Source organism: Luteimonas sp. gir (assembly GCF_037198055.1).
In the GTDB taxonomy this organism is placed as follows: Bacteria; Pseudomonadota; Gammaproteobacteria; order Xanthomonadales; family Xanthomonadaceae; genus Luteimonas; species Luteimonas citri_A.
This window is the reverse complement of sequence record NZ_JBBAXQ010000010.1, coordinates 49,154-75,438: the sequence shown is the minus strand read 5'-3', so window position 1 is coordinate 75,438 and position 26,285 is coordinate 49,154. Positions and strand designations below refer to the sequence as shown.

General features: G+C 69.2%; 24 protein-coding genes. 7 read left to right on the top strand and 17 right to left on the bottom strand.

Going from position 1 to position 26,285, the window contains the following annotated elements:
• Positions 1-94 precede the first annotated feature (94 nt).
• Complete coding sequence (locus tag WAF18_RS13025) at positions 95-1,042, top strand: LysR family transcriptional regulator (protein ID WP_337245491.1); 948 nt, start codon at positions 95-97, stop codon at positions 1,040-1,042.
• A gap of 170 nt (positions 1,043-1,212) precedes the next feature.
• A complete protein-coding gene (gene pbpC / locus WAF18_RS13020; RefSeq protein ID WP_337245490.1) occupies positions 1,213-3,597 on the top strand; it encodes a penicillin-binding protein 1C in 2,385 nt (794 codons plus the stop codon).
• A 37-nt stretch (positions 3,598-3,634) separates the two neighbouring features.
• Here pbpC and WAF18_RS13015 read toward each other — a convergent pair whose 3' ends face one another.
• A complete protein-coding gene (locus WAF18_RS13015) occupies positions 3,635-4,114 on the bottom strand; it encodes a peroxiredoxin (protein ID WP_337245489.1) in 480 nt (159 codons plus the stop codon).
• A 214-nt stretch (positions 4,115-4,328) separates the two neighbouring features.
• Between WAF18_RS13015 and WAF18_RS13010 the strand changes: the two genes are divergently transcribed.
• Positions 4,329-4,793, top strand: a complete 465-nt coding sequence (locus WAF18_RS13010) for an Hsp20/alpha crystallin family protein (RefSeq protein WP_255492900.1) — start codon at positions 4,329-4,331, stop codon at positions 4,791-4,793.
• A 153-nt stretch (positions 4,794-4,946) separates the two neighbouring features.
• Positions 4,947-5,849: a DnaJ C-terminal domain-containing protein gene (locus WAF18_RS13005; RefSeq protein ID WP_337245488.1), complete on the top strand. Its 903-nt coding sequence runs from the start codon at positions 4,947-4,949 to the stop codon at positions 5,847-5,849.
• A gap of 345 nt (positions 5,850-6,194) precedes the next feature.
• Here WAF18_RS13005 and WAF18_RS13000 read toward each other — a convergent pair whose 3' ends face one another.
• From WAF18_RS13000 to purB, 8 genes are all read right to left on the bottom strand, one after another.
• Positions 6,195-6,788, bottom strand: coding sequence for a TIGR00730 family Rossman fold protein (locus WAF18_RS13000; RefSeq protein WP_337245487.1), 594 nt, complete (start codon positions 6,786-6,788; stop codon positions 6,195-6,197).
• A 112-nt stretch (positions 6,789-6,900) separates the two neighbouring features.
• Entirely contained in the window at positions 6,901-8,343 is a 1,443-nt protein-coding gene (gene lpdA / locus WAF18_RS12995; protein ID WP_183426383.1) for a dihydrolipoyl dehydrogenase, read from the bottom strand.
• A gap of 142 nt (positions 8,344-8,485) precedes the next feature.
• Entirely contained in the window at positions 8,486-9,730 is a 1,245-nt protein-coding gene (gene sucB, locus WAF18_RS12990) for a dihydrolipoyllysine-residue succinyltransferase (RefSeq protein WP_183426382.1), read from the bottom strand.
• Positions 9,731-9,775: 45 nt separating this feature from the next.
• Positions 9,776-12,616, bottom strand: coding sequence for a 2-oxoglutarate dehydrogenase E1 component (locus WAF18_RS12985; RefSeq protein ID WP_337245486.1), 2,841 nt, complete (start codon positions 12,614-12,616; stop codon positions 9,776-9,778).
• 207 nt (positions 12,617-12,823) lie between these two features.
• Positions 12,824-13,729, bottom strand: coding sequence for a GNAT family N-acetyltransferase (locus tag WAF18_RS12980; protein ID WP_337245485.1), 906 nt, complete (start codon positions 13,727-13,729; stop codon positions 12,824-12,826).
• Between the two features lie 2 nt (positions 13,730-13,731).
• Positions 13,732-14,937: a cupin domain-containing protein gene (locus WAF18_RS12975; RefSeq protein ID WP_337245484.1), complete on the bottom strand. Its 1,206-nt coding sequence runs from the start codon at positions 14,935-14,937 to the stop codon at positions 13,732-13,734.
• Positions 14,938-15,052: 115 nt separating this feature from the next.
• Complete coding sequence (locus WAF18_RS12970) at positions 15,053-15,577, bottom strand: DUF3060 domain-containing protein (protein ID WP_337245483.1); 525 nt, start codon at positions 15,575-15,577, stop codon at positions 15,053-15,055.
• Between the two features lie 91 nt (positions 15,578-15,668).
• The gene (purB, locus tag WAF18_RS12965) at positions 15,669-17,051 is read right to left on the bottom strand and encodes an adenylosuccinate lyase (protein WP_337245482.1); all 1,383 of its coding nucleotides are present in this window, start codon (positions 17,049-17,051) and stop codon (positions 15,669-15,671) included.
• Positions 17,052-17,177: 126 nt separating this feature from the next.
• Here purB and WAF18_RS12960 point away from each other — a divergent pair, with 126 nt between their 5' ends.
• Positions 17,178-18,593, top strand: coding sequence for a class II fumarate hydratase (locus tag WAF18_RS12960; protein WP_337245481.1), 1,416 nt, complete (start codon positions 17,178-17,180; stop codon positions 18,591-18,593).
• Between the two features lie 156 nt (positions 18,594-18,749).
• Here the strand turns inward: WAF18_RS12960 and WAF18_RS12955 are convergent, their stop codons facing one another.
• From WAF18_RS12955 to WAF18_RS12920, 8 genes are all read right to left on the bottom strand, one after another.
• Positions 18,750-19,424: a hypothetical protein gene (locus WAF18_RS12955; RefSeq protein ID WP_337245480.1), complete on the bottom strand. Its 675-nt coding sequence runs from the start codon at positions 19,422-19,424 to the stop codon at positions 18,750-18,752.
• 46 nt (positions 19,425-19,470) lie between these two features.
• Positions 19,471-20,205 carry a hypothetical protein gene (locus WAF18_RS12950; RefSeq protein ID WP_337245479.1) on the bottom strand — a complete coding sequence of 245 codons (735 nt, stop codon included), beginning with the start codon at positions 20,203-20,205 and terminating at the stop codon, positions 19,471-19,473.
• Between the two features lie 33 nt (positions 20,206-20,238).
• Positions 20,239-21,090: a DUF2807 domain-containing protein gene (locus tag WAF18_RS12945; RefSeq protein WP_337245478.1), complete on the bottom strand. Its 852-nt coding sequence runs from the start codon at positions 21,088-21,090 to the stop codon at positions 20,239-20,241.
• A 103-nt stretch (positions 21,091-21,193) separates the two neighbouring features.
• Positions 21,194-21,856, bottom strand: a complete 663-nt coding sequence (locus WAF18_RS12940; RefSeq protein WP_337245477.1) for a hypothetical protein — start codon at positions 21,854-21,856, stop codon at positions 21,194-21,196.
• 46 nt (positions 21,857-21,902) lie between these two features.
• Positions 21,903-22,952 (bottom strand): hypothetical protein, encoded by a 1,050-nt coding sequence (locus WAF18_RS12935; RefSeq protein WP_337245476.1) that lies wholly within the window; start codon positions 22,950-22,952, stop codon positions 21,903-21,905.
• A complete protein-coding gene (locus WAF18_RS12930; protein ID WP_337245475.1) occupies positions 22,949-23,824 on the bottom strand; it encodes an ABC transporter ATP-binding protein in 876 nt (291 codons plus the stop codon). The genes WAF18_RS12935 and WAF18_RS12930 overlap by 4 nt, the downstream gene beginning before the upstream one ends.
• Complete coding sequence (locus tag WAF18_RS12925; protein ID WP_183426373.1) at positions 23,821-24,192, bottom strand: GntR family transcriptional regulator; 372 nt, start codon at positions 24,190-24,192, stop codon at positions 23,821-23,823. Before WAF18_RS12925 ends, WAF18_RS12930 begins: the two co-directional genes overlap by 4 nt.
• A gap of 1 nt (position 24,193) precedes the next feature.
• Positions 24,194-24,472, bottom strand: a complete 279-nt coding sequence (locus WAF18_RS12920) for a hypothetical protein (RefSeq protein WP_337245474.1) — start codon at positions 24,470-24,472, stop codon at positions 24,194-24,196.
• Positions 24,473-24,668: 196 nt separating this feature from the next.
• Here WAF18_RS12920 and WAF18_RS12915 point away from each other — a divergent pair, with 196 nt between their 5' ends.
• Positions 24,669-25,196 (top strand): glutathione peroxidase, encoded by a 528-nt coding sequence (locus tag WAF18_RS12915; RefSeq protein ID WP_337245534.1) that lies wholly within the window; start codon positions 24,669-24,671, stop codon positions 25,194-25,196.
• Between the two features lie 97 nt (positions 25,197-25,293).
• The gene (locus WAF18_RS12910; protein WP_337245473.1) at positions 25,294-26,208 is read left to right on the top strand and encodes an FKBP-type peptidyl-prolyl cis-trans isomerase; all 915 of its coding nucleotides are present in this window, start codon (positions 25,294-25,296) and stop codon (positions 26,206-26,208) included.
• Positions 26,209-26,285: the final 77 nt, after the last annotated feature.

Here is a 26,285-nt window from a genome sequence, read left to right as displayed (position 1 = left end):
CTCGGGGTAGGGGACGGGGTGCCGGAATGCTATGAGGCGCCAATGGGTTGATAAACGGATAATCTGGAACATCACCAGTGAGCTCGAGTCATCAATGCCGCGCGATTTCCAGGATGTGTCCCTGGCGAGCCTCGAACTGTTCTGTCTGGCGGCCGAGTTGGAGAGCTTCACCGCAGCCGCGCACCAGGCGGCACTCACGCCGGCGGCCGTCAGTCGCGCGATCGGCCGTCTTGAAGACCGGCTGCAGGTGCGCTTGTTCGTGCGCACCACACGGCGCGTCCGACTCACCGAGGCAGGTCGTGCGTATCACGTGCAGTGCCAGCAGGCGCTGGGCCAACTGGCCGAAGCGGAACGGCAACTCTCCGGCCATCAGGTCGAGCCCGCGGGTCTGGTGCGCATCAGTGCACCCACCACGTTCGGCCACCATTGCCTGTTGCCCGCGCTGCCGGCGTTCCGCGCGCGTTACCCGCAGGTCCGCGTGGATGTGCAGTTGAGCAATCGCAATATCGACTTCACCGCCGATGGCTTCGATCTGGCCGTGCGCGGCCGCGAGCAGGCGGATTCGGGCCTTATCGCCCGCCGGCTGCTGGACGCGGAACTGGTGATCGTCGCCACGCCCGACTACCTCCGCCGGCATGGCGAACCGGAGACGGTGGACGATCTGCAGCGGCACGACTGTATCCAGTTCATCCTGCCCAGCTCCGGGCAGCGTGTGCCATGGCGGCTGCGTGTCGGCGGTGTCGAGCGGGACGTGGCCACCACCGGGGGATGCACCTGTACCGACGACATCCTGGGCGTGGTCACGCTGGCCCAAGCGGGCGCGGGACTGGCGCAGGTCTATCGTTTCACCGTGGAGCAGGCGCTCGCACGCGGCGGACTGGTCGAAGTGATGCAGGCCTACGGCGGCGCCTCGCGGCCGTTCTCGCTGATCCACCCGAGCAATCGCCACATGCCGTTGCGGGTGCGGGTGCTGGCGGACTTCCTCGCTGCATGGCTGCGGGATCGGGCGCGCGACGGGTCGCGGCCGCACGCGCCCGACTAAACTATGCGCCATGCCCATCGCAGATCTCGCCTCCTGCTTCCTGCCGGCTCGATTCCGGATGGCCAGGGCGTGTGCGGCGCATGCGCCGGGGGCCGGGGCGGACGGGCCGGCGTCGAGCACCTGGGCAGCGATTCGACGCGGAAGCGGGATTGTCCGGGTGTCCCGCCGTGATGTCTGTGTCTGAGCATCGACGATGTCGGCTGCGTCGGTTGCGTCGGCTGTTGCCCGCCCTGAGCTGGGGGACGGTCGCGCTGCTGCTGTCGCTGCTCGCGCTCGATCTCGCGTTCCCGCCGCAGTTGCCCACGCGCGATGACACCAGCGTGCTGGTGGTCGCGCGCGACGGCACGCCGTTGCGCGCGTTCGCCGATGCCGATGGTGTCTGGCGGCACCCGGCCACGCCGGCGAGCGTGTCGCCGTACTACCTGCAGGCGCTGCTTGGCTACGAGGATCGCTGGTTCCGGCACCATCCGGGCGTCAATCCACTGGCGATGGCGCGTGCGGCCTGGCAGTGGGCGCGGGGCGGGCGGATCGTGTCGGGTGGCTCGACGCTGACGATGCAGGTCGCGCGCATTCTCGACCCGCAGCCTGCGCGCGGGCGCACGCTGGGCGGCAAGCTGGTGCAACTGCTGCGGGCGCTGCAGCTCGAGGCGCATCTGTCCAAGGACGAGATCCTGACCCTGTACCTCACGCGCGCGCCGTTCGGCGGCACCATCGAGGGCGTCGAGGCGGCGAGCTGGGCGTACCTGGGCAAGCCGGCGGCCCGGCTGTCGCGGGCGGAGGCGGCGCTGCTGGCGGTGTTGCCGCAGGCGCCGAGCCGGTTGCGCCCCGATCGCGCGCCCGAGGCGGCGCGTGCGGCGCGCGACAAAGTGCTCGAGCGCATGGTCGCGCTGGACGTGTGGACGCGCGCGGAGGTCGACGATGCGAAGATCGAGCCGGTCGTGGCGCGCAGTCTGCGGCCGCCGTTGCATGCCGCGCTGCTCGCCCAGCGCCTGCGGGCGGCCAATCCGGGGCAGGCGCGGATCGTCTCGACGATCGAAATCGGCCTGCAGCGCATGCTCGAGCAGCGGGTCGCCAGCTACTTCTCGCAGTTGCCCGAGCGCACCTCGGCGGCGCTGCTGGTGGTCGACAATCGCAACCTGGAGGCCTTGGCCTATGTGGGTTCGGTCGCCTTCGGCGATCGTGCGCGGCTGGGCCACGTCGACATGGTGCGCGCCTGGCGCTCGCCCGGCTCGACGCTCAAGCCGTTTCTCTACGGCATGGCGCTCGACGATGGGCTGATCCACTCGGCCAGCCTGCTGGTCGATGCCCCGCAGTCGTTCGGCGGCTATCGCCCGGGCAATTTCGATGCGGCGTTCAACGGGCCGGTCGCAGCCGCCGATGCGCTGCGCCTGTCGTTGAACGTGCCGGCGGTGGACCTGCTCGACCGGGTCGGACCGGCGCGCTTCGCCGCGCGGCTCGACAATGCCGGGGTCACGCTGCGCTTCCCGCGCGGCGCAGTGCCGAACCTGTCGCTGATCCTGGGCGGCACCGGCGCGACGCTCGAGCAACTGGTCGGCACCCATGCCGCGTTGCATCGGGGCGGGATCGCCGGGCGCGTGCGCTACACCCCGGGCGCGGCTTTGCGCGACCGCCGACTGCTGTCGCCGGGGGCGGCCTGGATCGTGCGCGAGATCCTCGAAGCGGCCGACCGGCCGGGCGAGCGCGCCGACACCTTCGACACCGGCGACCGGCCGCGGGTGTCGTGGAAGACCGGGACCAGCTACGGCTATCGCGATGCCTGGGCGATCGGCGGTACCCACCGCTACACGGTCGGGGTGTGGGTCGGCCGTCCCGATGGCACGCCGCTGCCGGGGCAGTACGGCGCAATTACCGCGCTGCCGCTGCTGCTCGAGACGGTCGACAGCCTGCCGCGCGGGCGGGACGATGCGCTGCGCGCGCCGCCGCCGCGCAATGTGCGGGAGGTCGATATCTGCTGGCCGCTGGGCATCGCGGCCGATGCGCAGGCCGCGCCGCTGTGCCAGCGCCGGCTGACCGCCTGGACCCTCGATGGCAATGTGCCGCCGACCTTCGCCGAGCGTGATGCGGGGCGTTGGAGCGCGGGGCGTGTGCGCTTCGAGATCGACCCGCGCAGCGGGCAGCGGCTATCGGCCGATTGCGACGCCCCACATCCGCGCGCATCGCGCGAGATCGCGCGCTGGCCGGCGCTGGTCTCGCCGTGGTTGCCCGCGGCCACGCGGCGTGCGGCGCAATTGCCTGCGCTGGCGCAGGACTGCCGGCCTGACGGCCGCGAGACGGCCGCCGCCCTGCATATCGAGGGCCTGGAGCCGGGCGTGACCCTGGTCCGGCCGCCGGGCAGCACACACGGCGTGCGGCTGCAGGTGCGCGCGCTGGGCACCGCGTCGCGCGTGCAGTGGCTGCTCGACGGGCGCTGGATCGGCGAGACCCAGGGCGCGCGCTGGTTGCGCACCGAATTCGAGACGCCCGGCCGCCGCGAGCTGACCGCGCTGGCCGACGACGGCGCCTGGCGCAGCGTCGCCTTCCATGTGGCGCCGTAGCGCCGGTCGGAACTCGCGCGCTACGGCATCGGGTGCGTCAGTCCAGGTGCGCGAGCACGTGCTCGGCCGAAGACACCTTGAACTCGCCCGGGGCCTCGACGAACAGCTGCCGCACCACGCCGTCGTCGGCGTACAACGCGAAACGCTTGGCGCGCGTGCCCATGCCGTAGGCGGTGGCGTCCATCTCCAGGCCGAGCGCGCGCACGAAGTCGGCATTGCCGTCCGACAGCATCTGCAGCCCGTCCGGCACCCCGACGCTGTCGCCCCAGGCCTGCATCACGAACGGGTCGTTGACGGCGATACAGACCACGTCGATGCCGCGGCTGCGGAACGTCTCGAAGTGCTCGACGAAGCCGGGCAGATGGCGTTCGGAGCAGGTCGGCGTGAACGCGCCGGGGACGGCGAACAGCACCACGCGCTTGCCGGAGAACACGGTCGGCGTGTCGATGACGCGGACGCCGTCTTGGATGTGCTTGAGGGTGACTTCGGGGATGGCGTCGCCGATCTGGATGGTCATGGGGGAGTCGCTCGCAACAGGGTGAACGCAGTCTATCCGTTCGCGTGTGGCGTCGATGCGAGCGCTCTTGAAACCCACACGCCCGTTCCCAAATTCCCGGCATCGCGGCCGACGGGGCCGCTTTTCAACACGGAGCCACTCCATGCGACATGAAGCCTATCGTGCTGTCGCCCGCCAGCCGGCCCTCGCCGGGCGTGCGACGTTCCAGGATGAAATGCGGCGGTTCTTCGACCAGTTCGTGCAGGGCGGCGACGCCCAGGACGAATCGTCGGTGGTCACCAGCCAATGGGTCCCGCGCGTGGACATCCACGAAGAGCGCGACCGGTTCGTGATCCTGGCCGACCTGCCGGGCATCGATCCGCAGGATGTCGAGATCTGGATGGACAAGGGCATTCTGAGCCTGAAGGGCGAGCGCCGGACCCATGCCAGCAGCGAGCCGACCGAGGATGGCGAAGGCGGTCGGAACGAGCTGCGGTTCTCGCGCATCGAGCGAGCGACCGGACAGTTCCACCGCCGCTTCTCGCTGCCCGACAGCGCCGATGCCAATGCGATCACCGCAAGCGGACAGAACGGCGTGCTGGAGATCAGCATTCCCAAGCGTCCCGAGACCACGCCGCGACGGATCCAGGTCGGCGCGGCGCAGGACACCGGAACCCAGGCCGTGACGACGCAGGCCTGAGCAGGCGCTGGGATCGCACCGCGCGTAGACGTGGTGCGATGAAGACGGAGACGGCGGCCTGCAGGTATTCTGCGGGCCGCTGTCGCATCCACCCCTTGGATTCGATGATTTCCATTGTCACGGCGCGTGGCGCGCCGCATCGGAACTCCCCACATGCAGTTCAAGGATTACTACGAGATTCTCGGCGTCGAGCCCAATGCCGGCGATGCGGAGATCAAGACCGCCTATCGCCGCAAGGCGCGCAAGTACCATCCCGACGTCAGCAAGGAGGCCGGCGCCGAAGAGACGTTCAAGGCGATCAACGAGGCCTATGAGGCGCTGCGCGACCCGGAGAAGCGCAAGGCCTACGATCAGTTGCGCGCGCGTGGCTATCGTCCCGGCGACGAAGTCCGGCCCCCCCCCGGCGGCTTCGGCGGCGCAGGTGCGGGCGGCGTCGATTTCGACGAGATCTTCGCCGGTGGCGGCGCGGGCGGCGGCTTCAGCGACTTCTTTGAAGAACTGTTCGGCCGGCGTGCCGGCGGCGTCGGCGGCCATGGCGGTCCCGGTGCCCGCGGGCCCGCGCCGCGTGGCGATACGCGCGCGCGCCTGGCGGTGCCGTTGGAGACGGTCTATCGCGGCGACAGCGTCCGCGTACCGGTGCTCGGCAAGACCTTCGATGTGCGCATCCCCAAAGGCATCCGTCCCGGGCAGGTCGTGCGGCTGCCCAGGCAAGGCCAGCAGGGCGGGGATCTGCTGCTGGAGATCGAGTACGCGGCCCATCCCGACTTCGAGGTCGATGGCCGCAACATCATCCATTCGCTGCCGATCGCCCCGTGGGACGCCGCACTCGGCGCGACTCTGAGCGTGGCGACTCTGGGCGGGCGGGTCGAGCTGAAGATCCCGGCGGGGTCGGAAGCCGGCCGCAAGCTGCGGCTGCGTGGCCGCGGCCTGCCGGGCGCCGGCGGCGCGCCTGCGGGCGATCAACTCGTCGAGCTCGAGATCCAGGCACCGCCGCCGCGCACCGCGGCGCAGACGGCCGCCTACGAAGCACTGCGGGACGCGTTCGCGACAGGCTGACGCCGAGGGCGCCGGGCCAGGCGAACCGCGCCAGGCGAACCTCAGGGCGCCTGTTCGTTTGGCGCGTCGCCACGCGCCATGACGTCGCCGCATCAAGCGACGCCTTTTGACTTCAGCTACTTCAACGCACTTCGACGCTTCTCATCGATCCGCGCCAGGCCAATCTCAGGGCGCCTGTCCGTTTGGCGCGTCGCCACGCGCCATGACGCTGCCGCATCAGGCGATGCTTTTTTTACTTCAACGCACTCCGACGCTTCTCATCGATCCGCGCCAGGCGAACCTCAGGGCGCCTGTCCGTTTGGCGCGTCGCCACGCGTCATGACAATACCGCGTCAAGCGATGCTCTTACTTCATAGCGCTTCGACGCTTCTCGTCGATCCACTTCTCCGCCCGCGCCGGCGTATACCCCCGCATCCACGCCAGCATCGCGTCGATGTCATCGCCGTACCACAGGTCGGCGCGCTGATCGGGATGCAGGAACCGCTCCTCGACCATCCGGTCGATCATGCCGATCAGCGGTGCGTAGAAGCCGTCGATATCGAGGAACGCGCAGGGCTTGTTGCCGATGCCCAACTGCCGCCAGGTCAGCATCTCGAAGATCTCCTCCATCGTGCCGAAGCCGCCGGGCAGGGCGACGAAGGCGTCCGACAGCTCGAACATGCGCATCTTGCGCGCGTGCATCGAGTCGACGATCTCCAGTTGCGTGAGGCCGCGGTGCGCGACTTCCCAATCGGCAAGCTGCTTGGGGATGACGCCGGTGACCGAGCCGCCGGCCTCGAGCACCGCATTGGCCACAGTACCCATCAGGCCGACATTGCCGCCGCCGTAGACCAGTTGCAGCCCGTCGCGGGCGATGCGGTCGCCCAGCGCCATTGCGCGTTCGGCGTAGATGGGCTTGCTGCCGGCATTGGAGCCGCAATAGACGCAGATCGATTTCATGTGGGGGGTGTCCTCTTGCAGATGATCGCCCGGGCTGCGGATGCGAATGGCCGGGCCGGAAAGCAGAAGGCTCCGCCGAAGCGGAGCCTTCTTGAGGTCAAGGCGAGGACGCTCAGTTCGCCTTGTGGATCGCCCGCTTGTCGACGGCCATCGCGGCGTCGTGGACGACCTCCGACAGCGACGGATGCGCATGGCAGATCCGCGCCAGGTCGTCGGCCGAGCCCTTGAACTCCATCGTCAGCACGCCTTCGTGCACGAGTTCGGAGACATTGGCACCGACCAGGTGCATGCCCAGCACGCGATCGGTCTCGGCGTGCGCGAGCACCTTGACGAAGCCGGCCGGCTCGACCATCGCGACCGCACGGCCATTGGCGGCGAACGGGAAGCTGCCGGCCTTGTACGGGATGCCCTCGGCCTTGAGCTGCTGTTCGGTCTTGCCGACCCAGGCCAGCTCGGGCTCGGTGTAGATGACCCACGGGATCGTGTCGAAGTTGACGTGGCCGGGCAGGCCGGCGATCAGCTCGGCCACGGCGATGCCTTCCTCGAAGCCCTTGTGCGCCAGCATCGGGCCGCGCACGCAGTCGCCGATCGCCCAGATGCCATCGACGCCGGTATGGCAATGGTCGTCGACCTCGATCTGGCCGCGATCGGTCAGCTTCACGCCGGTGCCTTCGGCCAGCAGGCCCTGGCTGGCGGCCTTGCGGCCGACGGCGACCAGCAGCTTGTCGACGGTGATCGACTGCTCGCCGTCCTTGTCGGCGTAGCTGACGACGACTTCCTTCTTCTTGCCCTTGCCGGTCACTTCGGTCTTGGAGACCTTCGCGCCGAGCTTGATGTCCAGGCCTTGCTTCTTGAACTCCTTGAGTGCGGCCTTGCCGACTTCGGCATCGGCGGCGGCGAGGAAGTCGGGCAGTGCTTCGAGGATCGTGACCTCGCTGCCCAGGCGCTTCCACACACTGCCAAGCTCCAGGCCGATGACGCCGGCCCCGATCACCGCCAGGCGCTTGGGCACCTCGGTGAAGTCGAGTGCGCCGACGTTGTCGACGATGGTGTCGCCGTCGAACTTCGCGAACGGCAGTTCGATCGAATCCGAGCCTGCGGCAATGATGACGTTCGTGCCGGTCAGCTCGATTTCCGCGCCGTCGTGCTGCTTGACCTTGACCACGCGCTCGGGGTGCAGCGTCGCAAAGCCGTAGAACGGCGTGACCTTGTTGGCCTTGAACAGCATCGCGATGCCGCCGGTGAACTGCTTGACGATCTTGTCCTTGCGACCAACCATCGCGCCGACGTCGATCTTGGCATCCTTGAAGCTGATGCCGTGGTCGCCAAAGATGTGGCCCATGTTCCAGAACTGGCGCGAGGAATCGAGCAGCGCCTTCGACGGGATGCAGCCCACGCGCAGGCACGTGCCGCCGAGCGCCGGCTTGCCGTCCTTGCCGAGCGCGGCGTCGATGCACGCGACCTTCATGCCCAGCTGCGCGGCGCGGATGGCGGCATGGTAGCCGGCCGGGCCGGCGCCGATGACGACCACATCGAATTTCTGCTGTTCGCTCATTTCATTCGCTCACGTGATGGGGGATTCGCGATGGGAAGAGGCGCGGGCCCGATGCGTGCGGTGATCCTGGCCCCGGCCTTGAACGACCGCCGGCCGGCATCACGCCGCACGCATCCCCAATCGCGGCATCGCATGCGCGGGCTTAGAGCCCGAGCAGCATGCGATGCGGATTTTCCAGCTGGTTCTTGATATCGACCAGGAACAGCACCGCGTCCTTGCCGTCGATGATGCGGTGGTCGTAGGAGATCGCGATGTACATCATCGGGGCGGCGACGACCTGGCCGTTCTCGACGATCGCGCGTTCCTTGATCGCGTGCATGCCCAGGATCGCCGACTGCGGCGGGTTGACGATCGGCGTGGACATCAGCGAGCCGAAGGTGCCGCCGTTGGTGATCGTGAACGTGCCGCCCTGCAGGTCGTCCAGGCCGAGCTTGCCGTCGCGCGCCTTCTTGGCGTAGTCGGCGATGCCCTGTTCGATCTCGGCAAAGCCCATGCGCTCGACATTGCGCAGCACCGGCGTGACCAGACCCTTGTCGGTCGAGACCGCAATCGAGATGTCGGCGTAGCCGTGGTAGATGATGTCGTCGCCATCGACCGAGGCGTTGATGATCGGGTAACGCTGCAGCGCATTGGCCACGGCCTTGGCGAAGAAGCTCATGAAGCCGAGCTTGATGCCGTGTTCCTTCTGGAACTGCTCGCCCAGTTCCTTGCGCAGCGCCATCACCTTGCCCAGGTTGACCTCGTTGAACGAGGTCAGCATCGCGATCGATTCCTTGGACTGCATCAGGCGCTCGGCGATGCGCTTGCGGATGCGGGTCATCGGCACGCGCTCTTCGGGGCGGGCGCCGCCCGACACGCCGGGGGTCTTGCCGGCGGCGTAGTTGAGCAGGTCTTCCTTGGTCACCGCGCCGCGACGGCCGGTGCCTTCGACCTGCGAGGGGTCGATGCCCTTGGATTCGGCGGTGAAGCGCGCGCCAGGCGGCAGGTCGGCGGTCTTGCCGCCGGCCACCGACTGCGGCTTGGTCGAGGAGGGCGCCTTGTCGTCGGCCTGCTTGGCCTGCGACTTGGACTGCACTTCCTCGGCGCCGGCGGCCGGCGCTTCCTTGTCCTGGTTGCCCGACTCGGCAGCCGGCGGTGCGGCCGCGGCGGCGCCTTCCTCGATGATCGCGATGACCTGCTGGCTGTTGACCGTCGCGCCTTCCTCGAACTTGATCTCCTTGATCACGCCATCGACCGTCGAGGGCACTTCGAGCACGACCTTGTCGGTCTCCAGGTCGACGATGTTCTCGTCGCGGCTGACCGCATCGCCGGCCTTCTTGTGCCAGGTGGCGATGGTGGCGTCGGACACGGATTCGGGCAGGACCGGGACTTTGATTTCAGTGGCCATGTGGCTTCCTGGGAAAAGCGTGGAATGTGGGAATGCGAGCGGAGATTATTCGGACAGGACCTTGCCGGCGAGGTCGTTGACCAGCGCGTCGGCAATGAGCTGCTGCTGCTCGGCGACGTGGTCGTTGAAGTGACCGACGGCCGGGGAGGGCGAGCGTGCGCGGCCGGCGTAGTGCAGCGACTGCTTGGGCCCCGAGCAGAACTCGAGATGGTGCTTGATCTGGTACCACGCGCCCTGGTTCTGCGGCTCTTCCTGGCACCAGACCACCTCGGTGGCCTTGGAGAAGCGTTCGAGCTCGGCGGTGAGCAACTTGCGCGGGAACGGATAGAGCTGCTCGACGCGGACCAGTGCGACGTTGTCCAGCGACTGCTTGCGGGCTTCCTCGAGCAGGTCGTAATAGACCTTGCCCGAGCACACGACCACGCGCGTGACCTTGGCCGGATCGGCGTCGTGGTCCGGGATCAGGTGCTGGAACTCGCCGTTGGCGAGCTCGTCGAGGGTCGACACCGCCAGCTTGTGGCGCAGCAGCGACTTGGGCGTCATCACCACCAGTGGCTTGCGGGTGGTCATGCACAGCTGGCGGCGGATCATGTGGAACGCCTGCGCCGGCGTGGTCGGCACGCAGACCATCATGTTGTCGAGTGCGCACAGCTGCAGGAAGCGTTCCAGGCGGGCCGAGCTGTGCTCGGGGCCCTGGCCTTCGTAACCGTGCGGCAGGAACAGCGCCAGGCCGCACAGGCGCTGCCACTTGGCCTCGCCCGAGGACAGGAACTGGTCGATGACGACCTGGGCGCCGTTGGCGAAGTCGCCGAACTGGCCTTCCCAGATGCACAGCGTGCCCGGCTCGGACGAGGCGTAGCCGTACTCGAACGCCATGACCGCTTCCTCGCTGAGCAGCGAGTCGATGATCGTGGCGTCCTCGGGGTTCTTCACCAGCTGGCGCAGCGGGATGTAGTCCTCGCCATCCTGCTGGTCGTGGAGCACCGCATGGCGGTGGAAGAACGTGCCGCGGCCGCTGTCCTGGCCGACCAGCCGCAGCCGGTTGCCGGCATCGAGCAGGGTCGCGTAGGCGAGGTTCTCGGCAAAGCCCCAGTCGCCGGGCAGCTCGCCGGCGGCCATCTTGCGACGGTCCTCGTAGATCTTGGCTACGCGCGGGTGCAGGTGCACCGACTCGGGCAGGGTGGTGATCGTCTTGGCCAGCGCCTTGAGCTTGTCGACCGACACCCGGGTGTCGAGCGTGTCGCTGAGCCGGCCGGCGAGATAGGGATCCCAATCGATCGTCAGCTCGTAGTCCGACGGCTTAGCATCGGCCAGTTCCACGGTGACCTCACCGGCATCGAGCTTGTCGCGATAGCGGTCGACGATCGCCTTGGCGTCGGCCTCGGCGAGCACGCCCTCGGCGACCAGCCGCGCGGCGTAGAGCTCGCGCGGCGTCTTGTGCTTGCGGATCACCTGGTACATCAGCGGCTGGGTCGCCGCCGGCTCGTCGGCCTCGTTGTGGCCGTGGCGGCGGTAGCACACCAGGTCGATGACCACGTCCTTGCCGAAGGTCTGGCGGAAGTCGTAGGCCAGCTCGGCGCAGAACACCACGGCCTCGGGATCGTCCGCGTTCACATGCAGCACCGGCGCGCCGACCATCTTGGCGACATCGGTGCAGTACAGCGTGGAGCGCGCGTCCTGGCGGTCGCTGGTGGTGAAGCCGACCTGGTTGTTGATGACCACGTGCACCGTGCCGCCGACCGCGAAACCGCGGGCCTGCGACATCTGGAACAGTTCCATGTTCACGCCCTGGCCGGCGAACGCCGCATCGCCGTGCAGCAGCACCGGCAGCACGACCTTGCGCTCGGTGTCGCGGCGGCGGTGCTGGCGCGAACGCACGCTCCCGGCGACCACCGGGTTGACGATTTCCAGGTGCGAGGGGTTGAACGCGAGCGCCAAGTGGACGGCACCGCCGGGCGTGGCCAGGTCGGCCGAGAAGCCCATGTGGTACTTCACGTCGCCAGTGTGGGCGCGATCGTCGTCGTGGTGCTCGAACTTGCCCTCGAATTCGTCGAACAGCCGGCGCGGGTTCTTGCCGAGCGTGTTGACCAGGACGTTGAGGCGGCCGCGGTGGGCCATGCCGATCACGATGTCCTTGACGCCGTCCTTGCCCGCGCGCTGGATCACGTTGTCGAGCAGCGGGATCAGGGCGTCGCCGCCTTCGAGCGAGAAGCGCTTCTGGCCGACGTACTTGGTATGCAGATAGCGTTCCAGGCCCTCGGCCGCGGTCAGCCGCTCGAGGATGCGCTTCTTCTCTTCGGGGCTGCGCGCGAACCGGCCGCCGGCGTTCTCGAGCCGGGTGTAGAGCCAGTTGCGCTGCTCGAAGTCCGGGATGTGCATGAACTCGGCGCCGATCGGACCGGCATAGGTCGCCTTGAGCAGCGCCAGCAGGTCGCGCAGCTTCATGCGCGGCTGGCCGCCCACGCCACCGGTGCTGAACTCGTCGTCGAGGTCGGCTTCGGTGAGCTGGTGGAACGGCAGCCCCAGGTCCGGCGGATTGACCGGCGGGGTCATGTCCAGCGGGTCGAGCCGGGCGCCCAGATGGCCGCGCGAGCGATAGGCCGTGATCAGCCGGCCGACATGGCGTTCGCGCTCGTCACCGGCGCCCGAGGCCTGGGTCTGGACAACGCCGCGCGCAGCCTGTCGGCCAGCGTCGGCGACGGCCGACAGCACCGCCGAGTGCGGCACGTCGCCGGCCTCGCGGCCCTTGAACGTGTCGAACCACCGTTTCCAGTCCGTCCCGACGCTGTCGGGGTCCACGAGATACTGCTCGTACAGGTCTTCGATATAGGCGGCATTGGCGCCGAACTGCGACGACTGCGCAAACTGCTTCAGGAGACTGTCCACGTCTGGCGATTCGGACTCTTTGGGGAGGGGGGTGCGGCGTGCCGGAATGCCGGAAAAAGCCGGAATCTGGCGGCCAGGGAGGTCACGACAGTATACGCGTGTCCTCCGGTGCGATGCACCCCGCGCGGCCGCGAGCGCCGGGCGCCAACGCGCGATCGCGCCTTGCGTGGGCATCGTGCGCTGCGTACCTGCGCGGTGGGTCCGGGATCAGAGGCCGAGCGCGCGCAACTCGGTCGCCGGACGTGAACGCTCCCACACCGTCTCGAATGCTTGGACCAGTCGACGCGCGCGGCCAGGCAGCGTGGTCGCCGCTTCCCCCTGGATTCGGTGCGCAAGTGGACGGACGACGAAGCCGCCGGCGTCGTTGACCAGCCAGGCACCGGCGAAGCTGCGGTCCGGCGCGGTGTCGACCTCGCGGATCGCGAACGCGCTGGGCAGTCGCTGCGCCAGCGCGACCAGAGGCGGAGGACCGGTCCGCAGCGCGGCTGCATCCTGCAGCAGGATGCGCGCGATGCCGCCACGGCCAGCGGTCGCAAACCGCTGCAGCGCGCGCAGCACCTCGGGGTGGTCATAGAGGCCGGGATCGAGATCGTGGCTGCGCAGCCACAGGCCGCGACGTGCGGACAGGACCACCGTCACGCTGGCGGCGACCGCGGTCGCCAGGTCCTCGATCGCGAAGGCGGCCTGCGCGTGCCGATGCATCTTACGATGTTCGATGCCCGCCTCGAATACCGGCGGCCCGTCGGCGACAAACCCATGACGCGCGTACAGGTCCATCGCGTGCAACTGGGCATGCAGATGGGTGCGGGTCAGCCCCTCGGCCTGCGCCATCTCCAGCAGCGTCCGCAGCAGGGCATCGCCGATGCCGCGGCCGCGTCGGTCGGCGCGCACCGCCAGCCGGCCGATCCGGCCGTCCGGGGTCAGCCGCCCAGTGCCCACCGCCGTGCCATCAGGGTCGACCGCCAGCACGTGCCAGCACTGCGCATCGAGCGCATCGCGCTCCAGCGCGGCCGGCACACCTTGTTCCCGCACGAAGACCTGCTCGCGTAGCGCCTGCGCGGCGGCCCTGTCGGCGTCGTTCGCGATCGGGAAGACCTGGAACGACGCCGGCACGCTCACACGTCCTCGGGACGGGCCAGCGTGTAGTGGCCCTGCTCGAGCAGGGCATAGACCGCGGCGCGTCCCGCCGGCGACAAGGCCGCGTGACCGGCGGCATCGAGGCGGGTCGCAGCGGCCAGACGCTGTGCGTCACGGACCGGCAACGCGAACTCGCTGCCCGAGACGAACAGTCGCGCACCGCGCGCGGCACGGCGCCAGGCGGCGCGCGAGAACGGATTGCGCAGCAGCACCGCCCGGCCACCGGCAAGCAGCGCGTCGACCTCGTCGGACGGCGGCGGCGCTTGCCCAGCGACCACCTGGTGGGCGTTGCGGTAGCCGGTCATGAAGCGGCCGAACCAGTCGCCCAACTGGTCGGGATCGCGCATACGGATGGCGTTAAGCGCCTCGACCACGCGGACCATCGTCGCCGCGTCGATCTCGTTGGGGTCCTTGGGTAGCGTCAGCGTCTCGTCGTGGTAGCGCACCGCGTCGTCGGCCTCGGCGGCCAGTGTGTCGATGTAGTCGCCCATCAGTTCGGCGGCCGACGGTGCTCGCATGCCCACCGACAGCGTCAGGCAGGCGTCCTCGGCCACGCCGTGATGCGGCACCATCGGCGGCAGGTAGAGCATGTCGCCGGGGCCGAGCACCCAGTCGTGGGTCGGTGTGAACTCGCGCAGCAGCTTCAGTTCGACATCGTCGCGGAAGTCCTGCGACGGCAGCCCGCGGCCAAGCGCGTACGAGGCGTCGATCATCCAGCGGCGATGGCCCAGGCCCTGCAGCAGGAACACGTCGTAGTGGTCGACGTGCGCGCCGACCGAGCCGCCGGTCGCGGCGAAGCTGACCATGATGTCGTCGATGCGCCAGCGCGGCAGAAACGAGAAGTGCGGCAGCAGTGCGGCGACATCGGCGTCCCACTTGTCCACGTCCTGGACCAGCAGCGTCCAGTCGCGGTCGCCCAGGCCCGGGAAGATCGCCTCGTCGAACGGGCCGGTCTCGACCTGCCAGCCGTCGTTAGCACGGTCGTGGCGGATCAGGCGCGACAGCGCCAGTTCCTCGCAGGCCAGCCCGGCCAGGTCCTCGGGCTGCAGCGGGGATTCGAATCCGGGGAAGGCGTTGCGGATCAGCAACGGGCGCTTGTGCCAGTAGTCGCGCAGGAAGCGGGCAGGGGGCATGCCGAGCGGGCCGTGGCGGCCGGCATCGATCTCGAAGGGGAGGGCTTTCATGCGCGCAAGCGTACGTGATCGGCCGGGGCCGCGCATTGCGTGCGCGCATGGACGCGGCGGGCACTTTCGGGCAGACAGCGGCGTGCCGATGCTGGGCCCGCGCGGCGCGCAGCAGCTACAGCACGCGGTTGTCCTGGCCGTCGTCGTGCACGTCGGGGGTGTTGCTCGGGTTGACGGTATTGCCGGCGCCCTCGAATTCGACCGAGGCGACATTGCGTGCGAGTACGGTGTTGCGGTCGCCGCCGATCTGCACGTTGCCGGCCTCGGTGAGGTTGAGCGTGTTGTCGCTGCCGGTCACCACGACATCGCCGACGTGGCGATTGAGCACGGTGACATGGTCGCCCTCGACCCGGATCGAGGTCGCATGGTCGACATTGATCGCGCCCCGGGAGGCAGTCACCACGACGTTGCCGCAGGCCCCGTCGAGCACGATCTCGAAGTCGTCGCGGCTCACCTGCACGTCCTGCCCGCCGCACATGGCACCGCTGGCCGGATTGCGCAAGGTTCCCGACGCGGCCGTCGGCGCGTCCTCGACTGTTCCCGAAGGCGCCTCGTCGGCAGGGCCGCCACAGGCGACCAGGGCCGCGGCGACGATCGGGAGGACGAGGATGGCGGCCGGGCGGGGCACGGAGCGGCGCATAGGAAAGCCTGGGTAGGGGCTGGATGACCGCAGCCTGCGCTGCGGTGCGTGCAGGTGGCGTCGCGCCGCCAGGCGCGCGCCGCGCGCAAGGTCAGATCGCGCGGGCGAGGTGCTCGGCCAGGCCGGTGTAGGCGCCGGGCGTCAGCGCGCGCAACCGGGCCTTGTCGGCTTCGGGCAGGTCGAGGCCGTCGACGAAGGCGCGCATCGACGCGGCGGTGATGCCCTGGCCGCGGGTCAGCGCCTTGAGCTGTTCGTAGGGGTTGGGCAGGCCGTGACGGCGCATGACCGTCTGCACGGCCTCGGCCAGCACTTCCCACGCCGCGTCCAGGTCCTGCGCCAGGCGCTCGGGATTGGCGCTGAGCTTGCCCAATCCGCGCAGCAGGGCGTCGAGCGCGATCTGGGTGTGGCCGAATGCGGTGCCCAGCGCGCGCAGCACGGTCGAATCGGTGAGGTCGCGCTGCCAGCGGCTGATCGGCAGCTTCGCGGCAAAATGCTCGAACAGCGCATTGGCGATGCCGAAATTGCCCTCGGCGTTCTCGAAGTCGATCGGGTTGACCTTGTGCGGCATCGTCGAGCTGCCGATCTCACCGTCCTTGAGCGCCTGCTTGAAATAGCCCAGCGAAATGTAACCCCATACGTCGCGGCACAGGTCGATGCCGATCGTACCCATGCGGCGGCTCGCGTCGGCGATCTCGGCGATGCAGTCGTGCGGCTCGATCTGGGTGGTGTAGGGGTTGAACTCGAGCCCCAGGGACTCGACGAAGCGACGCGAGAACGCCGGCCAGTCGATTTCCGGATAGGCGGCGACGTGCGCGTTGTAGTTGCCGACCGCGCCGTTGATCTTGCCGGTCAGCGGCACCGCCGCGAGCTGCTCGCCTTGGCGCTGCAGCCGGGCGACGACGTTCGCCAGTTCCTTGCCGACGGTGCTTGGCGAGGCGGTCTGGCCGTGGGTGCGCGAGAGCAGCGGCAGCGCCGCGTGCGCATGCGCCATGTCACGCAGCGTCGCGATCAGCCGGTCGAGTGTGGGCAGCAGCACGTGCTGACGTGCCTTGCTGAGCATCAGCGCGTAGGCGAGGTTGTTGATGTCCTCGCTGGTGCAGGCGAAATGCACGAACTCCAGTGCCGGCGCCAGCGCCGCATCGTCCTTGAGCCGCTCCTTGATGAAGTACTCCACCGCCTTGACGTCGTGGTTGGTGGTGCGCTCGATCTCCTTCACGCGTGCGGCATCGGCCACCGAGAAGTCCTCGGCCAGCGCGTGCAGCGTCGCGCGCGCGCCGGCGTCGAACGCCGGCAGCTCGGCGATGCCCGGCTCGTCGCCCAGCGCGATCAGCCACTCGATCTCGACCCGCACGCGCGCCCGGATCAGGCCGTACTCGGAGAAGATCGGCCGCAACGCATCGACCTTGCCGGCATAGCGGCCATCGAGCGGGGACAGGGCGAGCAGGGCGGCGTCGGCGGTGCGGGAGTCGGTCATTGGGCGGGGGCGCGGCGGGACGAGCCGTCATTTTAGCCTGCATGGCGCTCGCGTATCCTGCGCAGGACCGTCCCATCCGCCAGCGACCACGCCAGCCGGACCCTTCCCCTCCAAGGAGCCGAACGAATGAGCACGTCAGCGAACGCCCCGGCGTTCCGGATCGAACACGACAGCATGGGCGACCTGCAGGTCCCCGCCGACGCCCTGTGGGGCGCCCAGACCCAGCGCGCGGTGCAGAACTTCCCGGTCTCGGGCTGGCCGATGCCGCGCGGCTTCATCCGCGCGCTGGGCTTGATCAAGGCCGCCGCCGCCGACGTCAACACCGGCCTGGATCTGCTGCCGGGCCGGCTGGGCAAAGCGATCCGCGCCGCCGCGCTCGAGGTCGCCGACGGGGCGCACGACGCGCACTTCCCGATCGATGTCTACCAGACCGGGTCGGGCACTTCGTCGAACATGAATGCCAATGAGGTCATCGCGACGCTGGCCTCGCGGGCCGGTCGTCCGGTGCATCCCAACGACCACGTCAACCTCGGCCAGAGTTCCAATGATGTGGTGCCGACCGCGATCCGGGTCTCGGCGCAACTGGCGGTGGTCGAAGATCTGCAGCCGGCGCTCAAGCACCTGCGGCGCACGATCGAGCGCCGCGCCAAGTCGCTGCGGACGGTGGTCAAAACCGGGCGCACGCACCTGATGGATGCGATGCCGCTGACCTTCGGCCAGGAGTTCGGCGCCTGGGCCTCGCAGCTGGCCTCCGCCCAGGCGCGGCTCGACGACACCCTCAAGCGGTTGCGTCGGCTGCCGATCGGCGGCACCGCGATCGGCACCGGCATCAACGCCCATCCGCAGTTCGGTCGCAAGGTCGCGCGCGCGCTGTCGACCCTGACCCGGACCCGGTTCGAATCGGCCGACGACAAGTTCGAGGGCATCGCCGCCCAGGACGATGCGGTGGAACTGTCGGGTCAGCTCAATGCGCTGGCCGTCGCCCTGATCAAGATCGCCAACGACCTGCGCTGGATGAATTCCGGCCCGCTCGGCGGCCTGGGCGAGATCGAGCTGCCGGCGCTGCAGCCGGGCAGTTCGATCATGCCGGGCAAGGTGAATCCGGTGATCCCCGAGGCGACGGTCATGGCCGCCGCCCAGGTCATGGGTCACCACACCGCGATCACGGTGGCCGGGCAGACCGGCAACTTCCAGCTCAACGTCGCGCTGCCGCTGATCGCGGCCAACCTGCTCGAGTCCATCCAGTTGTTGGCCAACGTGTCGCGGCTGCTGGCCGACCAGGCGATCGCCGGCCTCAAGGTCCGCCGCGACAATGTCGATGCCGCGCTGGCGCGCAACCCGATCCTGGTGACCGCGCTCAATCCGATCATCGGCTACGAGAAAGCGGCGGCGATCGCCAAGCGCGCCTACAGGGAAGAACGGCCGGTGCTCGATGTCGCGCTGGAGGACAGCGGGCTGTCGGCCACCGACCTGCGGGCCTTGCTCGATCCGGCCGCGCTGACCCGAGGCGGCATCCACGAGGGCGCGGGCGGCGGCGGGTAGTCCGGCACGGTCAGCGATCACTCGCCCGCAGGCGGCGATCGCCTCCGTCGCGGAGGCGATCACCTCCCCCGCAACGCGGGGGAGGTCGACGCGTGCAGCGCGTCGGGTGGGGGCACGGCCGCGTCGTAGACGCGCCTTCCAATGGGGCGGTTCGCGCTACCTGGGGGCGTCGTCGCGCCCCAGACACGCGGTGCAGGCCGTCTCGCTGAAACGGCTCTCGCAAATGCCGCGCACCTGCTCCGGCGGCAGGCCGCCGGGCACTTCCTCGGCCAGGCCGCCGCGAAACAGCGTGCAGGTCGATGCCGACAATGCAGCGACCTCCGGCAGTTGCAACTGCACCCGCCCATCGACCGACTGGCTCAAGCGCGCGCCGTCGGCATCCGCGCGCAGGTCCAGCATCCGGCCGTCGTGCCAGATCTGTAGCGCGGCGGCGCCGTCGGGCCCCGCAACGAACAGTGCGCTCTGGCGTTGGCGGCCGTCGAGCGTCAGGCCGACATTATCGCCGTCGTCCCAGGTCACATACCCGCCGCGTTCCTGGCCGCTGCGGTCGTAAAGCATGACGCCGGCCGCGGCGCTACCGCGATCGACGCGCTTGCCGTCGATCAGGGCGTCGGGCAGGTCGCCGGACACGCGCACGCGCTCGACGCCCGTCGGATCGACGACCACCAGTTCGCGCAGCCGCAAGCGGTCCGGAAACTCGGTTGTCGATGACCGCAGCCAGAGGGCGATGCAGGCACTCGCCAGCAGCAGGCAGACGGCACCCAGCCCGAGTACGGCGAGACGATGGCGATGCTCGATCGCATCGAGGCGGTGGTGGATATCGGGATGCATGGGACGCGCCTTCCTTGGATCGGCTCGGTGACCCGAACCACAACTACTACGGGGTCGTCTCGCCGGCTGCGGCCTCCACCGCCGCGCCGTGGTGGTCTTCGACGTCCTTGCGGCAGTCGTCGATGTCGGCGGCGGTCATCGTGGCGTAGGGCTGGAACGCCGGCAGGGCGCTCGCCAGCGTCTGCTGGGATTGGAGCAACGGCGGCAGCAGATCGCAGAGCTTGCGCGCCTCGGCCTCGATGCGTGCGCCTTCTGCCTCCATGCGCGCCTCGAAGGCATCGGACTTGCCCGATAGCACGCTGGTGATGGCGCCCTTGGCGGCGTCCGCACCGAGCCGCGCCCCCTGCATGCCGATCGCGATGCCGGCATCGGCGATCGCCAGGATATGGGCGCGGTGCGCCAGCAGCAGTTCGCGCTGGGCCGCGTCGATGGCCACAGGCTTGCCTGCGATCAACAGGTCGCCCGCCGGGCTGATCTCGGCCCTGGGCAGGTGCGCGGTCCGCCCGTCCTTGTCGCCGACGCGGACCCCGTTGATATCGACGCCCCCGCTGCCCTTGCCGCCGATACCGATGTTGCCCTCGGCCAGTTCGGCGCGGGCTGTGTCGAGTGCGCGCCGCGTGGTGCGTGCGATGAAGCCGTTGTCGGCCGTGTCCGCCGTGGTCGCGTCGGTCGCGGTCCGATCTGTTGCGGGGGCTGCGTCGCGGCCGCAGCCTGGAAGTACCGCGGTGCAGGCGAGCAGCAGCCCCAAGGAAAGCGCGTTCGAGCGAAGGGAACGGGTCATGGTCCGGCTCCTGGAATGGGCGAGGGCAGCGGGTCAGCGCTTGCGCGGAAGATCGACCGTGCCGCGCACCTCGCGCACCACGACGTCGCCACTGCCCTTTGACGACACGGTCAGGTCGCCGGCGACGCGTTGCGCATCCAGGTCGCCCGAGCCGATCGAATCGACGCGCACGCTGCCCGACGCGTCGCGGATCTCGACGTCGCCCGAGCCGATGCTGCCGATGCGGATGTCGCCACCAATGCGGCGCAACTCGACATCGCCCGAACCGACGCTGCCGACCTCGACATCCTGGCGAATCCCTTGCGCGCTCACATCGCCCGAGCCCACCGAGAGCAGTTTCAGTTCGCCCGCGTCCTCAACCACGATGTCGCCCGAGCCGGTCTTGACCGTCGCGCGGCCGGCGATGCGCCGCAGTTCGGCATCGCCCGAGCCGACGTCCGCGCTGGCTGCCGCGACGCCGGTCACCCAGGCCTCGCCGGAACCGGCGATGACCTGCACCAGCACGTCGGCCGGCACCTGGCCCGACACATCGAGGTAGGCATAGCGCGGGCCGAACACGCCGACCGCGGAGGCGCGCCCGAGCTTCACCGTCAGCACCTCGCCGGCGCGGCTGACATCGACCGTCAACGACGCCAGTGCCGAGGCATTCGAGGCGCAGGCGCGGCCGCGCAGGTGCGCGTCCGGCTGTGCGGCGCCCTCGACGCGCAAGGTGTGATGACCGATCTCGAAACGGACGATGCGGACCCCGTCGAAGTCCATCGCCGCCTCGCGCGGCTCGCTGTGGCGGCACTGCGGCGCGTCGTCGGCCTGCGCGCCCAGCGGCGCGGCAAGCATGGCCGCAATGAAGGCGAAGGCAGACGCACGGGGAGCGGAAGGCGACTTCATCATCAAGGATCCTTGGGCTGGCCCGGAGCCGTGGTCGAGTGACAGCGCGGGTGATGGGAGGGGCGGGGACGTTGCGGCATCCACCGCAGCGTTCCCAGGATGATCAGCGTGATGCGAAGCTGCGCCGCACCTCGTCGCGGCAGGCGTCGGCCTCTCGTGCCTCCAGCCGTGCGTAGGGACGGAACGCCGGCAGGTCGGTCGCCAGTTGCTGTTCGGCCGCGTGCAGCGCCGGCATGCGCGCACAGATCTGCAAGGCGCCCGGCTCGACGGTCTGGCGCACGGTCCGCTCGATGCGCCGCTCCAGGCTGCCGGTCATGGCACTGAGCATGAGCCGGAACGCGCCCCGATCCACGGCGTCGACGGCCGCCAGTGCCGTCACCTCGCCCAGGTCGATGCCGGCGCGTGCGATCTCGATGACCAGGCCGCGGTAGGCGAGCAGTTGCTGGCGTTGATTGGCGTCGAGGGCGACGGCGCGGCCATCGACCAGGAAGTCGCCGCGCGGGGTGATCGCGGCGCTCGGCAGCTTGGCGTCGCGATCGCGCTTGCGGCGCCCGTCGCGCCCGAACTGCAAGCTCTCGCTGACATCGAGGTTTTCGGTCTCAAGCTCGGCGCGGGCATTGGCGAGCTCGGTGCGGATCTCCTGCCGCGCGTCGGCGAGTTCGCGGCGCACTTCGTTGCGCACCCCTTCCTGCGGTGGTGCCGACCAGGCGACCGGCGACAGGCCCAGGGCGAGCGCGGCGATGATGGAGAAGGCGGCAGACTTCATAACGGATGCTCCTTGCGGTCGTGATGGCGGGTTTCGAAGCGCGGGCTCAGCCTTCCTCGCGCCAGCGGCGCAACCGGATCGCCAGCGCGATCATCAGCACGCCGGCCACGATGCCGATCCACATCGAGGGCGTGGCGAAGTTCGTGTAGACCCCAGTCACGCTCAGCAGGTTGCTGATCTGCTCGCCGCCGTCCGCGGCTTGCTGCAGATACGACAGGTCCGCGCCCGTCAGCGGGACGGTGCCCAGCAGCAGCCGTGCGATCACGTTGCCCCACAGCCAGTGGCGGTCCAGGCCCACCACCTGCAGCAGTCCGGTCATCGACGCGGCGGCGCCGACGGCCAGCGGCAGCAGCACCGCCCACAGGAACGGCTTGCTGCGCGCCCAGGCCGAGCACAGCAGCAGCCAGCCGATGGTCGGCAGCGCCCACGCGGCGTAGACCGGGATCGCGGCGACCAACTGCGCGGCAAGCAGGAAGGCCATGCCGTTGCCCCACAGCAGCGGCAGCGGATTGGCGCCATGCGCTGCCGCGGCCACGCTCAGCGCGGTCAGGAACAGCAGCATCACGACGATGGCGATCGCGGTCGAGATTGCCGGGATCACCAAGGCGGCGGTCACGACCTTCGACAGCACGGTCGCGGTGTCCGACACCGGCAACGACTTCCAGAACAACACGCTGCGGTCGCGACGTTCATCGTAGAGCGCGCCCAGACAATAGAAGAACGCGACGAAGATCATCACCATGTACGGCCAAGCGGCCGACATCAGCAGCGTGGCGTAGAGGCCATCGGCGAGTCCGCGCAGATCGTCGCCGTTGAGCTGGCTGACCAGTGTGCCCAGGTCCAGTCCGTTGATGGTGACGCCCTCGTATTCGATCCGCGAGCCGTTGGCGATCTGGCGGCGCGCGACGAAGATCATCGTGATCAGCAGACCCACCGACAGCAGCAGCGACAGACCGCCTGCGATCAGCGGCGCCCACAGCATGCCGCCGCGGTGCTCCCAGTATTCGCGGCGCAGCAGCAGCCGGAACCGGTGCGTGGCATGGGGCGGCGTGCGCGCAGGTGCGGGCGCGGTGACGGTTTCGACGGTGGCATTCATGCGTAGGCTCCCTTCATCGTGGCCACGAACAGATCCGCCAGACCGGGCGTGCGGGTCTCGCCATAGGCCGCCAGGGCGGCGACGGGCACGTTGTCGAACAGCATCACGGTCTTGCCGAATGGCAGGGCGCGCTCGTCGATCGGGCGATGGGCGCGGGCGGCCTCGAGCTGGTCGGCCTCGACCAGGACCTCGACGAAGCGTTCGGCGACATCGTCCATCGGCGCGTCGAGCACGATCCGGCCGTCGCGGATGAACAGCACGTCGGTGAGGATGTGTTCGATCTCCTCGACCTGGTGAGTGGTGACGACGATGGTCTTCTGTTCGTCGAAGTAGTCCTCCAACAGGCGCTGGTAGAACTGCTTGCGGTAGAGGATGTCCAGGCCGAGTGTGGGCTCGTCGAGCACCAGCAGCCGGGCGTCGATCGCCATCACCAGCGCCAAGTGCAACTGCACGATCATGCCCTTGGACATTTCGCGCACGCGTTGTTTGGGGCGCAGTTTCGTGTTGGCCAGGAAGCGCTCGCAGCGCGCGCGATCGAAACGTGGGTGCACGCCCTCGACGAAGTCGATCGCATCGCGGACCCGCATCCAGCGCGGCAGCACCGCGACGTCGGCGATGAAGCACACATCGTTCATCAGGGCGTCGCGCTCGCGGCGCGGGTCGCGGCCCAGCACCGACAGGTCGCCATCACAGCGGATCAGGCCGAGGAGCGCCTTGAGCGCGGTGGTCTTGCCGGCACCGTTGGGGCCGATCAGGCCGACGATGCGGCCGGCGGGAATCTGGAAAGTGGCGCCGGCCAGGGCGCGTGTGCCCTTGTAGGTCTTGTCGAGGTTGCGCGCGGAGATGACCGGGGCGTCGAGCACGGCGTTCATGCATTGGCTCCATTGCCGATGGATTGCAGCAGATCCCGGGCCGACAGCCCCAGGCGTTCGATCCGTTCCACGACCAGCGGCCATTCCTCGTGCAGGAACCGCTCGCGCTCGCTGGTGCGCAGCTTGCGGGAGGCTTCCTCGGTCACGAACATGCCCAGGCCGCGGCGCTTCTCGACCAGCGCCTCGTCGGCCAGTTCCTGATAGGCGCGCGAGACGGTGATCGGGTTGAGCTGGTATTCGGCGGCGACTTGGCGCACCGAGGGCAGCGCGTCGCCGGGCTTGAGCACGCCGTCGAGCATCATCGCGATCACCCGCTCCTTGAGTTGCCGGTAGATCGGGGCGCCGTCGCTCCATTCGATATTGGCCATGTCAGCCTCTCCCACCGGTGCCCCGGGCGAATGAGAAGTAGGGCATCGCGATCGCGCTGCGGCCACGCCGGCTGCGGCTGCGCGGCGCCGCGTCCTGCGGTTCGGCATCGCCGATGGCGACGTCGCGGGCGGCGGTCGTGGTCGCCACCTGAAGTCCGCTTGCGACGGCGGTGGCATCGCGGTCAGCCGACAGCGAGGGGACGGTGGCCAGCAGCGCGGCGCACAGGGCCGCAGCGGAAACGCCACATGCGATGATCGGGATCTGGAGCCTGCGGGTCATGGGACCGTCCTGCTCTGGTGGGTAGGTGTTGTAGGCAACTATAACACCACGGCAGGGGGTGTCAATGCCTCGCGGCGCGGACGTCCACCCAACTGATGGCATACGAAGGCCGGCGCCTTCATAGGAGTGCGCGATGCGGAAGATCCACCTGCCCCTGATCCTGGCGACCTGTGCGGCGGGCCTGCTGGCCATCTCGATGGCGATCGCACAATCGGCGCCGGGCGCGTCCGACGTGCTCGGTCACAGCTTCCGTCCGTTGGCCGGACGCGAGCCGGTCGACCTGCGGCGAACCTACGGCGGCGATGTGCTGCTGATCGTCAACACCGCCAGCAAGTGCGGCTTCACACCGCAGTTCGAGGCGCTCGAAGGCCTGCATGCGCGGTATCGCGCGCAGGGGTTTGCGGTGTTGGGCTTTCCGTCGGGCGATTTCAAGGAACAGGAGTTCGAGGACGAGCAGGCGATCCAGGAGTTCTGCACACTGACCTACGGGGTGAAGTTCCCGATGTTCCAGAAGGTGCACGTGGTCGGGCCGGACGCGGTGCCGCTGTACCGGCAGTTGGCGACGGCGACCGGGCAGGCGCCGCAGTGGAACTTCCACAAGTATCTGGTCGGGCGCGATGGCCGGGTGCTGGCGCAATGGGGCAGTCGGACCAAGCCTGACGATCCGCAGATCGTCGCCGCCATCGAGCGCGCGCTGCAGGCGCCGCGCCCATCCGCGCGCTGAAGCGCATCTAAGTCGCGGCCGGTCGCGATTGCTCCGCGCCGCGCTGGCCGCGACAATAATCGGCTGCATCGCCCAGACCGGGCAGGAGACCCTACGGATGTCCAATCTGATGCGCGCCGGTGTCGTGGCGCTGCTGATCGCCGTCGGTGCCCAGGCCGGCGCCGCCGAGCCGTCTGCCGATCGCGCGCAGACCAGTTATGTGGTCGGCCTGGATGTCGGCCGCTCGTTGGGCCAGGTGGGCGCGGATCTGGACATGCGCGCCTTCGAGCAGGCGCTTGCGAGCGCGCTCGACGGTAAGCCGCCGTCGCTGTCGCCCGAGGAGACCCGTCAGCTTGGCGTGGCGCTGGGGCAGCGCATCGCCGCGCGCAGCGGCCGTCCGGTACCGGGCCTGCCGCCGGGCAGCGAGCCGCCTGCGGTCGACACGACCAAGGTGAGCCAGATGGTGGCCGTGGATATCGCCCGATCGCTCGCGCCGCTCAAGGGCGAGATCGAGGTCGCGCCGCTGGTGCGTGCGGTCGCCGACACCATCGCCGGCCGGCCGCCGACGCTCGACGAGGCGCGTATCGCGCAGATCCGCGAAGCGATGGCCGGCCGCACCCAGGCGCGGGCCGCCAACGCCGCCGAGTCCAATCGCCGCGCCGGTGCGGAGTTCATGGCCGGCAATCGCGGCAAGCCGGGTGTGTTCGCCACCGCATCGGGCATCCAGTACAGCGTCGAGCGGCAAGGACAGGGGCCGCGCCCGCGCGCGGGCGATCGTGTCCGCGTGCATTACCGCGGCACGCTGCTCGACGGTACCGAGTTCGACAGTTCCTATGGACGCGGTGCGCCTGCGGTGTTCGGCCTGGACCAGGTCATTGCCGGCTGGACCGAGGGTCTGCAGCTGATGCCGATCGGCGGCAAGTACCGGTTCTGGATCCCGGGAGACCTGGCCTACGGTCCCAAGGGCAGCCCGCCCAACATTCCGCCCAACGCCACGCTGGTGTTCGACGTCGAACTGATCGACATTCTCTGATCGCGTTTCCATTCCCGCGGCGCCACGCTGCCGCTCACGCGCAATTCCGCAATCCTTTTTCCCTGGAGTCCTTCCCA

Bases quoted from the DNA above. Each gene is read 5' to 3' on its own strand.
- WAF18_RS13010 (WP_255492900.1), top strand. From the start codon at position 4,329: ATGCGGCGGTTCTTCGACCAGTTCGTGCAGGGCGGCGACGCCCAGGAC.
- sucB (WP_183426382.1), bottom strand. From the start codon at position 9,730: ATGGCCACTGAAATCAAAGTCCCGGTCCTGCCCGAATCCGTGTCCGAC.
- WAF18_RS12925 (WP_183426373.1), bottom strand. From the start codon at position 24,192: ATGGCCAATATCGAATGGAGCGACGGCGCCCCGATCTACCGGCAACTC.
- WAF18_RS12970 (WP_337245483.1), bottom strand. From the start codon at position 15,577: ATGCGCCGCTCCGTGCCCCGCCCGGCCGCCATCCTCGTCCTCCCGATC.
- WAF18_RS12920 (WP_337245474.1), bottom strand. From the start codon at position 24,472: ATGACCCGCAGGCTCCAGATCCCGATCATCGCATGTGGCGTTTCCGCT.
- WAF18_RS12975 (WP_337245484.1), bottom strand. From the start codon at position 14,937: ATGAAAGCCCTCCCCTTCGAGATCGATGCCGGCCGCCACGGCCCGCTC.
- pbpC (WP_337245490.1), top strand. From the start codon at position 1,213: ATGTCTGTGTCTGAGCATCGACGATGTCGGCTGCGTCGGTTGCGTCGG.
- WAF18_RS12915 (WP_337245534.1), top strand. From the start codon at position 24,669: ATGGCGATCGCACAATCGGCGCCGGGCGCGTCCGACGTGCTCGGTCAC.
- WAF18_RS12950 (WP_337245479.1), bottom strand. From the start codon at position 20,205: ATGACCCGTTCCCTTCGCTCGAACGCGCTTTCCTTGGGGCTGCTGCTC.
- WAF18_RS12945 (WP_337245478.1), bottom strand. From the start codon at position 21,090: ATGAAGTCGCCTTCCGCTCCCCGTGCGTCTGCCTTCGCCTTCATTGCG.
- WAF18_RS13025 (WP_337245491.1), top strand. From the start codon at position 95: ATGCCGCGCGATTTCCAGGATGTGTCCCTGGCGAGCCTCGAACTGTTC.
- lpdA (WP_183426383.1), bottom strand. From the start codon at position 8,343: ATGAGCGAACAGCAGAAATTCGATGTGGTCGTCATCGGCGCCGGCCCG.
- WAF18_RS12910 (WP_337245473.1), top strand. From the start codon at position 25,294: ATGTCCAATCTGATGCGCGCCGGTGTCGTGGCGCTGCTGATCGCCGTC.
- purB (WP_337245482.1), bottom strand. From the start codon at position 17,051: ATGACCGACTCCCGCACCGCCGACGCCGCCCTGCTCGCCCTGTCCCCG.
- WAF18_RS13005 (WP_337245488.1), top strand. From the start codon at position 4,947: ATGCAGTTCAAGGATTACTACGAGATTCTCGGCGTCGAGCCCAATGCC.
- WAF18_RS13015 (WP_337245489.1), bottom strand. From the start codon at position 4,114: ATGACCATCCAGATCGGCGACGCCATCCCCGAAGTCACCCTCAAGCAC.
- WAF18_RS12955 (WP_337245480.1), bottom strand. From the start codon at position 19,424: ATGCATCCCGATATCCACCACCGCCTCGATGCGATCGAGCATCGCCAT.
- WAF18_RS12935 (WP_337245476.1), bottom strand. From the start codon at position 22,952: ATGAATGCCACCGTCGAAACCGTCACCGCGCCCGCACCTGCGCGCACG.
- WAF18_RS12960 (WP_337245481.1), top strand. From the start codon at position 17,178: ATGAGCACGTCAGCGAACGCCCCGGCGTTCCGGATCGAACACGACAGC.
- WAF18_RS12930 (WP_337245475.1), bottom strand. From the start codon at position 23,824: ATGAACGCCGTGCTCGACGCCCCGGTCATCTCCGCGCGCAACCTCGAC.
- WAF18_RS13000 (WP_337245487.1), bottom strand. From the start codon at position 6,788: ATGAAATCGATCTGCGTCTATTGCGGCTCCAATGCCGGCAGCAAGCCC.
- WAF18_RS12940 (WP_337245477.1), bottom strand. From the start codon at position 21,856: ATGAAGTCTGCCGCCTTCTCCATCATCGCCGCGCTCGCCCTGGGCCTG.